This is a genomic window from Hydrogenophaga pseudoflava NBRC 102511 (assembly GCF_001592285.1).
In the GTDB taxonomy this organism is placed as follows: Bacteria; Pseudomonadota; Gammaproteobacteria; order Burkholderiales; family Burkholderiaceae_C; genus Hydrogenophaga; species Hydrogenophaga pseudoflava.
The window spans coordinates 1-11,427 of record NZ_BCWQ01000018.1 but is presented as its reverse complement, the minus strand read 5'-3'; the positions used below and the strand labels follow the sequence as shown (position 1 = coordinate 11,427).

Here is an 11,427-nt window from a genome sequence, read left to right as displayed (position 1 = left end):
TGCGTGTGTTCAGCGGCGCAGGGCGTCGATCTCGCGCTCGGCCTGCTTGCGTCCCATGTAAATGGCCAGCTTGGCCTGGATGCCGTCCAGCGACGCGAGGTACTGCGCGATGCTGCGCGCGGCCAGCAGGTCCTGCGCCACGGTGGGCGTGTCGGGGCCGAAGTGCGGCTGCAAGGTCTGCCAGGCGCGGCGCTGCAGGGCCAGCAGGCGCTGCGGGTCGTCCGCTTCGACCACGGGGGCGGGCGACGGATCAGTTGATGGGACGGGTGCCGCCGCGGCAGGTGGTGGTGATGGAGCGACCCTGGGCGCTGCAGGCACCGGCTCGATCAGGCGCAGCGACAGCAGCGTGTCCAGGTGCCCGCGCACATCGCCCAGCCCCTTGGCCAGCAGGGCCTGCACGCTGTCCACCCCGTTGACCAGGATCAGCAGCTGCCGCGTGGCCGGCGCCAGCCCGGCCTGCCGCTGCGCGATCTCGGCCTTGCCGCTTTCGGTCTTGCGAAACACCAGACTCGACATCCCACGTCTCCTCGTCTCTTGTTTTCATCAGACCCCGCCCCGAGCGAGGTGCCCCTTCGAGGGGCACCGAGGAACCGGCTCCGCCGGGCCTCAGGTGCCGTCCCCCTGCCCAGCGCCGAAGGCGCGCCAGAGCGGGGGGAAGCCGCGCAGCGGCGCAGGGGGGTGTCAACAAATCCTCGGCAGTTGCTCTCCACTGAGCCAGTCCACCACCCGCCGCCCGCCGAAGCGCGTGGCCATCTGCACGAAGTGGTGCGGGTCGGTGGTGACCTCGCCGATGCGGGCCGCGTCCTGCCCCAGCGGGTGGGCGCGCATGGCGGCCAGCACGGCCTCGGCCGCCTCGGGCGCGACCACTGCGATCAGCTTGCCCTCGTTGGCCACGTAGAGCGGGTCCAGGCCCAGCAGCTCGCAGGCGGCGTCCACCTGCGGCTTGACCGGGATGGCGGCCTCCTGCAGCAGCATGCCCACGCCCGACTGGCGCGCGACCTCGTTGAGCGTGGTCGCCAGGCCACCGCGCGTGGGGTCGCGCAGCACGCGCACCGCGCCGGGTGCCGCCGCGAGCATGGCGGCCACCAGGGTGTGCAGCGCGGCGGTGTCGCTCTCGATGGTGGTCTCGAAGGCCAGCGACTCGCGCTGCGAGAGCACGGCCACGCCGTGGTCGCCGATGCTGCCCGAGACCAGCACCACGTCGCCCGGCCGCGCGTGGCGGCCGCTGATGGACACGCCCGGCGGCAGCACGCCCACCCCGGTGGTGCTGATGAACACGCCGTCTCCCTTGCCCTGCTCCACCACCTTGGTGTCGCCGGTGACCACCGGCACGCCGGCCTCGCGCGCTGCCGCGGCCATGCTCTGCACGATGCGCTGCAGGTCGATCAGCGGGAAGCCTTCTTCGATGATGAAGCTGGCGCTCAGGTACAGCGGCCGCGCGCCCGACATGGCCACGTCGTTGACCGTGCCGTGCACCGACAGGCAGCCGATGTCGCCACCGGGGAAGAACAGCGGCGAGATCACATGGCCGTCGGTCGCCATCACCAGCCGCCCCTCGGCCGGGTCGAAGGCCGGCAGCGCCAGCACCGCGCCGTCGTCGCCCTGGCGCAGGAATTCGTTGTCGAAGGCGGCCAGGAACAGCTCCTCGATCAGCTGCGCCGCGGCCTTGCCGCCCGCGCCGTGGCCCATGTCGATGCGGCCGTGTTTGATGTCGAGCGGGCGGATGTAGTTTTTCTTCACGGGCTTGGGGGCGGGGGCCTCGCCAGCGCCGGCCTGGTGGTGTTCGGTTCTCATGGGGTGACCTCCTCGGTGGCGGTGGCGGCGACGATGGGGATGTCGCGGAAGCGGCCATAGGTGTAGTGCGCGGCGCAGGCGCCTTCGCTGGACACCATGCAGGAGCCGACCGGGTTCTCGGGTGTGCAGACGGTGCCAAAGATCTTGCAGTCCGTCGGCCGTTTCACGCCGCGCAGGATGGCACCGCACTCGCAGGCCTTGTTGTCGGGCACCGACTGGTAGGCCAGGTCGAAGCGGCGCTCGGCGTCGAAGGCCGCGAAGGCCTCGCGGATCTTGAGCGCGCTGTAGGGCACCTCGCCCAGGCCACGCCACTCGAAGCTGGGCCGCAACTCGAACACCTCGGACACCAGGGCCTGGGCGCGCAGATTGCCCTCGGGCGTGACGGCGCGGGTGAACTCGTTCTCCACATGCGCGGCGCCGCGGTTGACCTGGCGCACCAGCATCAGGATGGCCTGCATCACGTCCAGCGGCTCGAAGCCCGCGATGACCACCGGCTTGCGGTACTCCTCGGCGAAGTGGTCGTAGGGCTGGCTGCCGATCACGATGCTCACGTGCGCCGGACCGACAAAGCCGTCGATGGGCACGGTGCCGAACTGGCGCACCTCGGGCGATTCGAGGATGTGGGTGATGGCCGAGGGCGTGAGCACGTGGCAGCACAGCACGCTGAAGTTGGCCAGGCCTTCGCGCTGCGCGTCGCGGATGGCCAGTGCAGTGGGCGGCGTGGTGGTCTCGAAGCCGATGGCGAAGAACACCACCTCGCGCTGCGGGTTCGCGCGCGCGATGGCCAGCGCGTCGGCGGCCGAATAGACCATGCGGATGTCGCCACCGCGCGCCTTGGCCTTGATCAGCGAGAGGCTGTCGCTGGCCGGCACGCGCATGGTGTCGCCGTAGGTGCAGACGATGGCGTCGCGCTCCAGCGCGAGGCGGATCGCCAGGTCGATGCGGCCGATGGGCAGCACGCAGACCGGACAGCCCGGGCCGTGGACCATGCGCACGTTGGACGGCAGCAGTTCGAGCACGCCGTAGCGGCTGATGGCGTGGGTGTGGCCGCCGCAGAACTCCATGAAGCTGTAGGACCGCTGCGGGTCGGCCTCGGCGCGGATGCGTTGGCCGATCTGTTTCGCCAGTTCGCCATCGCGGAACTCGTCGATGTATTTCACTGCTGCACCTCCGCGCCGGTCATGGCCTGCATCTCGGCAAACAGCGCCAGCGTCTTTTCGGCCTCTTCGGGGTCGATCAGGCCGATGGCGTGGCCCACGTGCACGATCACGTAGTCGCCGACCTCGGCCTCGGGCACCAGGGCGATGGAGACGGGCTTGCGGATGCCGCCGAGGTCGACCACCGCCTGGTCGTGGTCGCGCTTCTCGACGAGGCGCGCGGGAATGGCTAGGCACATGGGGTGCTCTCCTCAACGGGGAATGTTGTCTGTGATGTCTGAAGCTGCTGCGCCGCCACCCAGGCCTGGCCGATGGCCAGCCCGGCGTCGCCGCAACCCTTGTCGCCGGTCTGGCACACCCGCAGGCCGGCGGCCTGCAGACGCTGCACCGTGCGCTCGCGCAGGATGCGGTTGAAAAAGCAACCACCGCCCAGCGCGGCGGTGTGGACGCCGCGCCCGTGCGCGGCGGCGATCAGTGCCTCGGCCAGCGCGTCGGCCAGGGCCAGGTGGAAGCCGGCGGCGGCGGTGTCGGCATCGGGGACGTCGAACAGCTGGGCCAGCACGGCGCGCGGGTCGATGCGGCCATCGGTGTGCTGCACCACGCCGGGCAGCGGCGGCAGATCGGGCAGCGCCGAGATGGCGCGGGTCGCGGCCTGTTCCAGCGCGATCGCCGCCTGCGCCTCGTCCTGCTGGTGGTGGCACAGGCCCAGCGCGCCCGCCGCGGCGTCGAACCAGCGGCCGGCGCTGCTGGTCAGCGGGCAGTTCAGGCGCTTGTCCAGCATCTGGCGCACGCCCGCCGCCACGGCCTCGCCCACCACCGGTGCGAAGCGCGGCACGATCTCGTCTGCCCGGTCCAGCGCGTGCAGCGCGCTCGCGGCCATGCGCCAGGGTTCGCGCGCCGCGCGGTCGCCGCCAGGCAGGGCCAGCGGCTGCAGGTGGCCCAGGCGCTGCCACTGCGCACCCTCCAGCCACAGCAGTTCGCCGCCCCAGGGCGTGCCGTCCGTGCCCAGGCCCACACCATCCAGCGCGAGCCCGACCACAGGACCATCGATGGCGTGTTCGGCGATCACCGCCGCGAGGTGCGCGTGGTGGTGTTGCACGCCGATGGCCGGCACGCCCAGCGCATCGGCGGTGGCGATGGCCAGCTGGGTGCTGAAGAAGTCGGGGTGCAGGTCGTGTGCGATGGCCTGCACCGGTGCGCCGGCGGCTTCCGCCTGCCGCGCCAGCGCCTGCACCGAGCGCTCCAGCGCGTCGCAGGCCGCCGGGTCGCTGAGGTCGCCATGCACCGGCGACCAGTGCGCGCGGCCGTCCAGCACGAGGCAGGCCGCGTTTTTCAGCCAGGCGCCGACGGCGAGCACGGAGGTGGACATCGCGTTCTCAGGCGCCGGTTTCGCCGCCGGGCCGCCCCAAGGCGAAACGCGCCCCCTCGGGGGGCAGCGACCCGCGCAGCGGCGGAGCGTGGGGGACCATGTGTTGCAGCCAGTGCAGCCAGGCGTCCATGCCTTCGCCGGTGGTGGCGGACAGCTGGATGACTTCAATCGCCGGGTTCACGCGCCGGGCCAGGTCGATGCAGCGGGTCACGTCGAACTTCACGTGCGGCAGCAGGTCGGTCTTGTTCAGGATCATGAGCTGCGAAGCCGCGAACATGTCGGGGTACTTCAGCGGCTTGTCCTCGCCCTCGGTCACCGAGAGGATGGCCACCTTGGCGGCCTCGCCCAGGTCCCACACGGCGGGGCAGACCAGGTTGCCCACGTTCTCGATGAACAGCAGGCTGTGGTCGTCGCCGTGGTGGTGGTGGTGATGCCCGTGATCGTGACCGTGGGTGTGGTCGTGCGAGTGGTGGTGTGTGTGCAGCTGCGCAAACGCCTCGGCCACCATGGGCGCGTCGAGGTGGCAGCCCTTGCCGGTGTTGACCTGGATCGCGGGCGCGCCGGTGGCGCGGATGCGGTCGGCGTCGAAGCTGGTCTGCTGGTCGCCCTCGATCACGGCCACGTGCAGGCCGGGCTTGCGCGCCTTGAGCGCCTCGATGGTGGCGCACAGCAGCGTGGTCTTGCCCGAACCGGGGCTGGAGACGAAGTTGAGCGCGGTCACACCGTGCGATTCAAAATGCGCCCGGTTCTGCTGGGCCACACGGTTGTTGGCGCCCAGGATATCGGTCTCCAGCTTGATGGCCCGTTCCTGGCTCATTCCCGGCACCGACACGCGGGCCGCACCGGCGCCGAAGTGCAAGTCGCCGTTGGCCGGGTTGACCGTGATCACGCCGGGTTCGCTGCCCGCGTTCTGTTGCACATGCCGGGCATGGGCCGGGCTGTTGTCACTGCATCCGCACACGACACACATGGTCGGTCTCCTTCAACGTTGCTTCAATCATCACTCACGCGCATGTCCACCACGCGCAATTCCATGCCGCCCGTGGGCTGCAGCTGGTAACCGCCGCAGGCCGGGCAGGCGTCGCCGCGCTGGGCGATGGCCACGGTCTGCGCGCAGGCCATGCACCAGGCCTGGCCGGGCGGTTCGTCGATCTCGATGCTCGCGCCCTCCAGCAGGGTGCCGGGCGCCAGGCTCTCCAGCGCAAAACGCAGCGCGCGCACGTCCACACCGGCCAGTTGCCCGGCTTCGAGCCGCAGTTCCAGCAGGCGCGCAAAACCTTCGCGCCGCGCCGTGTCTTCCACCAGCTGCAGCACGCCGCCAGCCAGACTCGCTTCATGCATGGGCCACCTCCCCTTCCACCGCTGGCGCGGCGTCCACTTCAAACGGCACGCAGGGGTCGAACGCCGCCATCAGCAGGTGCAGCTGGCGCGTGCGCAGGCCGGCGGGCAGCGTGGCATCCAGCGCCGAGATGCGCCGCGCCACCTCGCCGGCCGGGTGGAAGTTCCACTCGGTCGGCGCCAGTACGCGGCAGGCGCGCACCACCGGCGCAGCGTCCTCGAGTTCCACCTGGTGCACCAGCAGGCCGCGCGCCATCTCGACCCAGGCCAGGCCCTGGCCGTCGGCCGTGTGCAGCGCCCCATGGCGCAGCCAGCCGGCGCCCTGCCCCGGCCCATCCGGCAGGCACAGCCGCACCAGTTCGGCCAGGCGGCTGCCCAGCAGGGCCCAGGGCGTGAGCGGCAGGCCGTCGTCCGCGCTGTGCAGGCGCGCCCAGGGGCCAGTGTGGGCGCAGGCGCCGTGCCAGAGCGGCTGCAGGGCAAAGCCCGGCTTGAGCGCCAGCGCCGCGGCCAGCGTGCGCAGCTGGTCGTCCTGACCGTGCACCCGCAGGGCCCGCGCCATGTCGAGCGCGCGCCCGCTGTCGGCCTCGCGGGCGCCGCGCACCAGGGCCGGCAGCCAGCCGCCGTGGCGCGTGCCCCAGTCGAGCAGCCAGTCGGCGCCGCAGGCCTGCCAGGCGCGCAGCCAGGTGGCCGCAGGCATGTGCAGGCACTCGCGCTGCAGCCAGTCAAGTGTGGCGGTCCAGGGGTCGTCGCCGGGCGTGGCCGGGCGCAGCAGCGGGCATGCCTGCAGAGACCGCAGGGCTGCGCCCTGGGCAGTGCCGTCGGCGGGGCCGAGCAGGCGCGGCCAGTCCAGGCCGATGCGGCGCACATGCTCCTGCGCGGTCTCGTGGCGCAGGCGCTGCGCGGTGTCACCGGGCATCGCCATGGCGCCGGGCCGCGCCGCCGCAATCGCGAGCTGGGCGCAGAGCCGGTGCGCGTGGCTGCAGAGGTTGAACAGGCTGGCCAGCAGACCCGGCAGCGCGGTGGCCGGCTGGCCCTGGCCGAGCCGCCCGGCCCAGTCGCGCCGGCTGCTGTGCAGCGCCTGCGCCAGCGGTGCGCCGGGGCGCACGCGCAGGCGGCCGGCCAGATCAGGACCGGTGTTCATGCCACAGCTCCCGGCGCGCCGCGGCGGCCGGTGAAGAAGGCGCGGCGCGCGGGCACAGGCTCGGCGACGGGCAATGGTGTGGGCACGGGCGCGGGCGCCGGCCGCAGCAGGGCCAGCGAGGCCTCGGCGGTTTCGACGGCCTGCGCCTGCGTGGCGAAGCCGCCCATGGGCGAGAACAGCGCGCAGGTCTCGTGGTAGCCCACGGCCGGGTCGTGCGCGCCGATGAACTCGAAGCGTTCGTTGCCGAAGCTGTGCACCGCCTTGCGCGCGACGCGGCCGCCGTGGCCTTCCACCGCCCGCGGCAGGCGCACCAGGCTCATGAACCAGGGCGTGATCAGCACGCCCTCGGCCACGGTCTGCCCGTCATCGCCCCACTGGAAGCCGACCGCCTCGACGGACAGCGCCGGGTTGAGGATGGGCACGCCCTGCATGCGCTCGGTCTGCACGAGGCGGTAGAACTGCACCAGGGCGGACACGCGGTGTTCCATGGCTTCAGTCCGGCAACAGAAGAAACTGCTCGGCGTCGCAGTCGCAGTTGGGGCAGCGCCAGTGCGGCGGCAGCTCGGCGAACGGCGTGCCCGGCGGGATCTGCCACTGCGGGTCGCCCGTGGCCGGGTCGTAAACCCACCAGCAGATCTTGCACTCCAGGCGCGAACCGGGCCGCAGCACCTCGCGGTTGCCGAGGTACGAGCCTTCAAAGCCCTGACCGTCGAAGCCGCTCATGATTGTTCGAGGTAGCCGAGCACGTCGCTCAGGCGCTCGTGCGAGTCGCGCAGGTCCTCCGGCGCCGCCATCGCGACCTCGGGCATGTCCACCACCTCGACCGTGTTGAGGATCACCTTGTCCATGGAGTTGTAGTACACCACGCGCCAGCAGTGCGGCAGGCGCGTGTTCGAGATGCGGCAGTTGCCGTAGCCGCGTGAGAGCAGCAGCACGCGGCCAGTGCCCAGCTGGTGGTCCAGAAAACCGATGTCTTCGGGCGTCACCGGCAGCAGCGTCAGGTTGACTACGTGCGAGGTGTGGCCCGGCTGCCAGCGCGCCACCTGGTCGCGCACTTCGTCGACCAGCAGCGGCGCATTCTGCACATTGGGCGGCAGCGGGCCGAGCCAGGGCCGGTACTCGCGCTCGGCGTCTTCCTCGGCCACCACCCGCAGCAGGGCCGGCACCGGTCCGACCTCGACCACGTCGTCGACCAGGGCGCCGTCGCTGAAGGTCATGAGGCGCCAGACGCCGGCGAACACCGACTCCTGGATGCGCACTTCCAGCGACGAGGACTCCTCGCGCACGATGGCGCTGGCCTCGCCCTCGCCCATCACCTGGTTGATCAGCTGCCGGTCTTCGGACGGCAGGGCCTGCAGGCTCACCTGCCCGCCCACCCCGCCGTCGGCGGCCTGGTCGAGCAGCGCCAGCACCTGGACCAGGGCCTCGCGTGCGGCCGCGCGGCCGGCAATCTCCTCCGGCTCGGGCAGCATGGGCGCGCGGTAGGTGTCCATGTCCTTGGGCATGGGCAGGTAGTCGAGGTGCTCGTCCTCGGTCTGGGTGCCGGGGCCGAGGGCGACGACGGGGATGGGGAAGGCTTTCATGCGGTCTCCTGGTGGGGGTTCGGTCGGCGGGCTCAGTGGCAGCTGCTGCCGGCGCCACCGGTCTGGCTGACGACGGGGATGCCGATGGTGGGCGGGCGCGAGGGCGGCATGGACAGTGCGGCGGCGACGCCGGACAGGTACACGTCCCAGTCCTGCATGCCGGCGATGGCGGTGACGTACTGGCCGTCGCGGAAGAACAGCAGCGTGGGCCAGCGCTGCGAGCCGTAGCGCTTGGCCACCGCGTCCTCGTTGTCGCGCGGCACCACGGCCACAGCGAAGCGGTTTGGGAAGGACTTCATCAGCTCGGGCAGCACCGCCGCCACGTCCACGCCTTCGGGAAAACGCACCGGGTCGCCGGCCAGCAGCACGACGCGGTCGCCGCCACCGGCGGTCCATTCGGCCACGCTGGTCTCGTCGACCCAGGTGGCACCGAACTCGCGCGCGAGGCGCTGGACCAGGGGGGCGTGGGCTTCTGTGGTTTCAATCATGGTGTCTCCTTGTGTTCAGGCGCCGGTCAGGGCGCGCATTTGTTCCGGGCTCATCTGCGACGGCAGGGCGAAGCCCGCGTCTTCCTGCGCCTCCAGACCCTGCATGGCACCGAGCACCAGGTCCAGCGCCGCATTCACCTCGGCCGCGCGGTCGGCGTCGATGGCCTCGCGGGCGTCGTCCAGGAACACCAGCAACCAGTCGCCCGGCGCCACATCGCCGACCAGGGCGGTGTTGATGCGGCGGCGCTCGCCGCGGCCTTCGCACAAGGCGAAGCGGCCATCGGCCTCGACCACCTGCATGGGGATGCCGATGCACATGTCAGAGGTCCTTCACCAGGAACCGGTCGTCGCCGATGCGGCAGGCTTCTTCCGCGGCGGGTCGCTGCGCTTCGTAGGCGGTCAGCGCCAGCTCGTCCAACGTCACGGCCTCGCGCGGGGCCAACGGGGTCCGGCGTTCGACGGGGCGTGCGCCCCAGCGTTCGAGTTCGGCCACGCCCAGCGCCAGTGCGTCCTCCATCGCGGCCTTGACGACCGGGCGCAGGCTGCCGCCGTAGTCTTCCAGCTCCTGCGGCTGGCAGCCGATCAGCAGCACCTGCTGCGGGTACTTGCCGGTCAGCGTGGCCAGCGAGAGCACCTCCTGGAAACCGGTCTGGTGCAGGCTCATCTTCTTGGCGCCCATGAAGCGCGGCACCTCGTCGTCGCGCACCTGCTTGAGCGTGCCGGGTTCGAGGCCGTAGTCGATGGCGTCGAAGATCAGCAGCGCATCGGCCTCCTGCACGTGCTGGATCAGGTACAGGCCCTGGGTGCCGCCGTCGATGAGCTGCACGTGGTCGGCGAACTCCCAGCGGCGCTGCAGGGCTTCGATGCAGCGCACGCCAAAGCCTTCGTCGGCCCAGAGCAGGTTGCCGATGCCCAGCACGACGATGCGGGCCGGCAGAGTGTCACCACCGGGGTGACAGGTGGATTCGGTCGGAGTGGTGCGCATGGCAGGCAAGCCTGTGTGAAATCAGCGGGGGAAAGGGGACGTGGCCGAACCCGAGGACAGGCGCTTCCAGGCGTGGAAGCTGTCCCAGGCGGCCTGCTGCGCGAGCCAGAAGCCGGCGTCGATGCCGAACTGGCGAGCACAACGGATGGCGGTGTCGGGCGACATCGCCCGCTGGCCGTGCACCAGCTCGTGCAGGCGCCGGCGCGAGAGGCCCAGCAGCCGGGCCGCCTCGCTCTGGTTGAGCGAGAGCGGCGCCAGGCAGGTGCGCGCCAGCAGCCGACCCGGGTGCAGCGGCGCACGCACCGGCACACCGCGCGGGGGGATCGACCAGCTGACGGCAGCTTTCTTCATGACCTCAGTCTTTGAAGGTTCTGCGACCGGAGATCATGGTCGACACGATGGACTGGCGGCCCATGATGTCTTCACGGATCGCGGCGTAGACGTGCAGGGTGATGAACATGATCATTCCCCACATGCCCAGGCGGTGCCAGGTGTGCACGTCCTGGCTCTGGCCGAACAGCGGAATGACCCAGCCGAACATCGTGTCCTGCCACGAGCCCACGCCGGCGCCTTCGCTGTAGAGCGCGAAGCCGGTCAGGATCATGAAGACCATCAGCACCAGGAAGCCGGAGAACATGGCCAGCCGCGCCAGCGGGTTGTGGCCCACGTAGCGGCCGGGCCGCGGAATCAGGAAGGCGTACCACTTGAGCATGGTGAAGATCTCGCCCCAGTAGGCCTTCTGGAACAGCGGCACCCAGAACAGCTCGCGCGCGTGGTGGTTGCCCACGATGGCCCAGTAGGCGCGGCCCAGCAGACCGATGGCCAGGATGTAGCCGGCCGTGAAGTGCGCGAAGCGGATGTAGCCCATCAGGTAGTTCGCGCTGGCCTCGCCGGGCATGGTCGGCAGGGGTTTGCCGATGAAGTAGCCGGTGAGGCACAGCACGGTGATGGCCGCGACGTTGACCCAGTGCCAGATGCGCACCGGGGCTTCGTACACATAGACCGACTTGGTGCTCTGGCCGTGCGAGACGGCGCTCTCGTCGATGCCGGTGACATCGGCCAGGCGCTGCTGCGCCAGTTCTTGTGCAGACAGGGAGGACATGGTGATCTCCTGTGCGAAGAGGTAGCGGTCAGGCGGCCAGCTGGCCGAACAAGTAGAGCCCGGCGGCGCCGACAGCGGCACCCAGCCCGCCCAGCACAGCGCCACGGCGCTCGGCCAGCCAGCGCTGAATGGCCAGGCCGACCCCGACGCCGCTGATGTGCAGCACCGCGGTGGTCAGCATGAAGCCCGCGGCGTAGCCCGCGAAGCCGGTTTCGGGCGTTTCGGCGCCGTGGGCCAGGCCGTGCAGCGACGAGGCTGCGGCGATCAGCCCCAGGCCCAGCACCACCGGCATCGCCCGCTGGGCGACGATCAGCATCAGGCCGAACAGCACCACGCTCAAAGAGATGGCGTGCTCCAGGTACGGCACGGTGACTCCGGCCGCGCCCAGCGCCGCACTGATGACCAGCGCGAGCAGGAAGGTGGCCGGCCCTTGCCAGGCCTTGCCCTGCGGCAGGGCAGACACCGACCAG

17 protein-coding genes are annotated in these 11,427 nt (G+C 71.1%); all 17 read right to left on the bottom strand.

Annotation, left to right across the window (positions count from 1 at the left end; translation table 11 throughout):
* Positions 1-9: 9 nt before the first annotated feature.
* Entirely contained in the window at positions 10-516 is a 507-nt protein-coding gene (locus tag HPS01S_RS19135) for a hypothetical protein (RefSeq protein ID WP_066159887.1), read from the bottom strand.
* A gap of 165 nt (positions 517-681) precedes the next feature.
* A complete protein-coding gene (hypE, locus tag HPS01S_RS19130) occupies positions 682-1,794 on the bottom strand; it encodes a hydrogenase expression/formation protein HypE (RefSeq protein WP_066159885.1) in 1,113 nt (370 codons plus the stop codon).
* Positions 1,791-2,954, bottom strand: coding sequence for a hydrogenase formation protein HypD (gene hypD / locus HPS01S_RS19125; protein ID WP_066159882.1), 1,164 nt, complete (start codon positions 2,952-2,954; stop codon positions 1,791-1,793). Before hypD ends, hypE begins: the two co-directional genes overlap by 4 nt.
* Entirely contained in the window at positions 2,951-3,190 is a 240-nt protein-coding gene (locus HPS01S_RS19120; protein WP_066159880.1) for a HypC/HybG/HupF family hydrogenase formation chaperone, read from the bottom strand. Before HPS01S_RS19120 ends, hypD begins: the two co-directional genes overlap by 4 nt.
* On the bottom strand, positions 3,181-4,320 hold the full coding sequence (locus HPS01S_RS19115; protein WP_066159877.1) for a Kae1-like domain-containing protein: 1,140 nt from the start codon (positions 4,318-4,320) through the stop codon (positions 3,181-3,183). The genes HPS01S_RS19120 and HPS01S_RS19115 overlap by 10 nt, the downstream gene beginning before the upstream one ends.
* Before the next feature lie 7 nt (positions 4,321-4,327).
* On the bottom strand, positions 4,328-5,290 hold the full coding sequence (hypB, locus tag HPS01S_RS19110; protein WP_255284258.1) for a hydrogenase nickel incorporation protein HypB: 963 nt from the start codon (positions 5,288-5,290) through the stop codon (positions 4,328-4,330).
* Positions 5,291-5,313: 23 nt separating this feature from the next.
* Complete coding sequence (locus HPS01S_RS19105) at positions 5,314-5,661, bottom strand: hydrogenase maturation nickel metallochaperone HypA/HybF (protein WP_066159872.1); 348 nt, start codon at positions 5,659-5,661, stop codon at positions 5,314-5,316.
* Entirely contained in the window at positions 5,654-6,799 is a 1,146-nt protein-coding gene (locus HPS01S_RS19100; RefSeq protein WP_066159869.1) for a hypothetical protein, read from the bottom strand. Before HPS01S_RS19100 ends, HPS01S_RS19105 begins: the two co-directional genes overlap by 8 nt.
* Entirely contained in the window at positions 6,796-7,287 is a 492-nt protein-coding gene (gene hybE, locus HPS01S_RS19095) for a [NiFe]-hydrogenase assembly chaperone HybE (protein WP_066159866.1), read from the bottom strand. The genes HPS01S_RS19100 and hybE overlap by 4 nt, the downstream gene beginning before the upstream one ends.
* 4 nt (positions 7,288-7,291) lie before the next feature.
* Positions 7,292-7,522, bottom strand: a complete 231-nt coding sequence (locus HPS01S_RS19090; RefSeq protein ID WP_066159864.1) for a rubredoxin — start codon at positions 7,520-7,522, stop codon at positions 7,292-7,294.
* Positions 7,519-8,382: a hydrogenase expression/formation protein gene (locus HPS01S_RS19085; protein WP_066159861.1), complete on the bottom strand. Its 864-nt coding sequence runs from the start codon at positions 8,380-8,382 to the stop codon at positions 7,519-7,521. The genes HPS01S_RS19090 and HPS01S_RS19085 overlap by 4 nt, the downstream gene beginning before the upstream one ends.
* 32 nt (positions 8,383-8,414) lie before the next feature.
* Entirely contained in the window at positions 8,415-8,870 is a 456-nt protein-coding gene (locus HPS01S_RS19080) for a thioredoxin domain-containing protein (RefSeq protein ID WP_066159859.1), read from the bottom strand.
* Between the two features lie 15 nt (positions 8,871-8,885).
* Positions 8,886-9,188: a HypC/HybG/HupF family hydrogenase formation chaperone gene (locus tag HPS01S_RS19075; RefSeq protein WP_066159856.1), complete on the bottom strand. Its 303-nt coding sequence runs from the start codon at positions 9,186-9,188 to the stop codon at positions 8,886-8,888.
* Position 9,189: 1 nt separating this feature from the next.
* Positions 9,190-9,855 (bottom strand): HyaD/HybD family hydrogenase maturation endopeptidase, encoded by a 666-nt coding sequence (locus HPS01S_RS19070; protein ID WP_066159850.1) that lies wholly within the window; start codon positions 9,853-9,855, stop codon positions 9,190-9,192.
* Positions 9,856-9,876: 21 nt separating this feature from the next.
* Positions 9,877-10,206 (bottom strand): HigA family addiction module antitoxin, encoded by a 330-nt coding sequence (locus HPS01S_RS19065; RefSeq protein WP_218016612.1) that lies wholly within the window; start codon positions 10,204-10,206, stop codon positions 9,877-9,879.
* A gap of 4 nt (positions 10,207-10,210) precedes the next feature.
* Complete coding sequence (cybH, locus tag HPS01S_RS19060) at positions 10,211-10,957, bottom strand: Ni/Fe-hydrogenase, b-type cytochrome subunit (RefSeq protein WP_066159848.1); 747 nt, start codon at positions 10,955-10,957, stop codon at positions 10,211-10,213.
* Positions 10,958-10,985: 28 nt separating this feature from the next.
* On the bottom strand, positions 10,986-11,427 hold a 442-nt coding region (locus HPS01S_RS19055), incomplete at its 5' end, for a HupE/UreJ family protein (protein ID WP_169803957.1).

What these genes read in the sequence shown, in the direction of transcription:
- HPS01S_RS19085 (WP_066159861.1), bottom strand. Translation starts at nt 8,382, where the DNA reads ATGAAAGCCTTCCCCATCCCCGTCGTCGCCCTCGGCCCCGGCACCCAG.
- hybE (WP_066159866.1), bottom strand. Translation starts at nt 7,287, where the DNA reads ATGGAACACCGCGTGTCCGCCCTGGTGCAGTTCTACCGCCTCGTGCAG.
- HPS01S_RS19100 (WP_066159869.1), bottom strand. Translation starts at nt 6,799, where the DNA reads ATGAACACCGGTCCTGATCTGGCCGGCCGCCTGCGCGTGCGCCCCGGC.
- HPS01S_RS19135 (WP_066159887.1), bottom strand. Translation starts at nt 516, where the DNA reads ATGTCGAGTCTGGTGTTTCGCAAGACCGAAAGCGGCAAGGCCGAGATC.
- HPS01S_RS19090 (WP_066159864.1), bottom strand. Translation starts at nt 7,522, where the DNA reads ATGAGCGGCTTCGACGGTCAGGGCTTTGAAGGCTCGTACCTCGGCAAC.
- HPS01S_RS19105 (WP_066159872.1), bottom strand. Translation starts at nt 5,661, where the DNA reads ATGCATGAAGCGAGTCTGGCTGGCGGCGTGCTGCAGCTGGTGGAAGAC.
- HPS01S_RS19115 (WP_066159877.1), bottom strand. Translation starts at nt 4,320, where the DNA reads ATGTCCACCTCCGTGCTCGCCGTCGGCGCCTGGCTGAAAAACGCGGCC.
- cybH (WP_066159848.1), bottom strand. Translation starts at nt 10,957, where the DNA reads ATGTCCTCCCTGTCTGCACAAGAACTGGCGCAGCAGCGCCTGGCCGAT.
- HPS01S_RS19065 (WP_218016612.1), bottom strand. Translation starts at nt 10,206, where the DNA reads ATGAAGAAAGCTGCCGTCAGCTGGTCGATCCCCCCGCGCGGTGTGCCG.
- HPS01S_RS19120 (WP_066159880.1), bottom strand. Translation starts at nt 3,190, where the DNA reads ATGTGCCTAGCCATTCCCGCGCGCCTCGTCGAGAAGCGCGACCACGAC.
- hypB (WP_255284258.1), bottom strand. Translation starts at nt 5,290, where the DNA reads ATGTGTGTCGTGTGCGGATGCAGTGACAACAGCCCGGCCCATGCCCGG.
- HPS01S_RS19080 (WP_066159859.1), bottom strand. Translation starts at nt 8,870, where the DNA reads ATGATTGAAACCACAGAAGCCCACGCCCCCCTGGTCCAGCGCCTCGCG.
- HPS01S_RS19070 (WP_066159850.1), bottom strand. Translation starts at nt 9,855, where the DNA reads ATGCGCACCACTCCGACCGAATCCACCTGTCACCCCGGTGGTGACACT.
- hypE (WP_066159885.1), bottom strand. Translation starts at nt 1,794, where the DNA reads ATGAGAACCGAACACCACCAGGCCGGCGCTGGCGAGGCCCCCGCCCCC.
- HPS01S_RS19075 (WP_066159856.1), bottom strand. Translation starts at nt 9,188, where the DNA reads ATGTGCATCGGCATCCCCATGCAGGTGGTCGAGGCCGATGGCCGCTTC.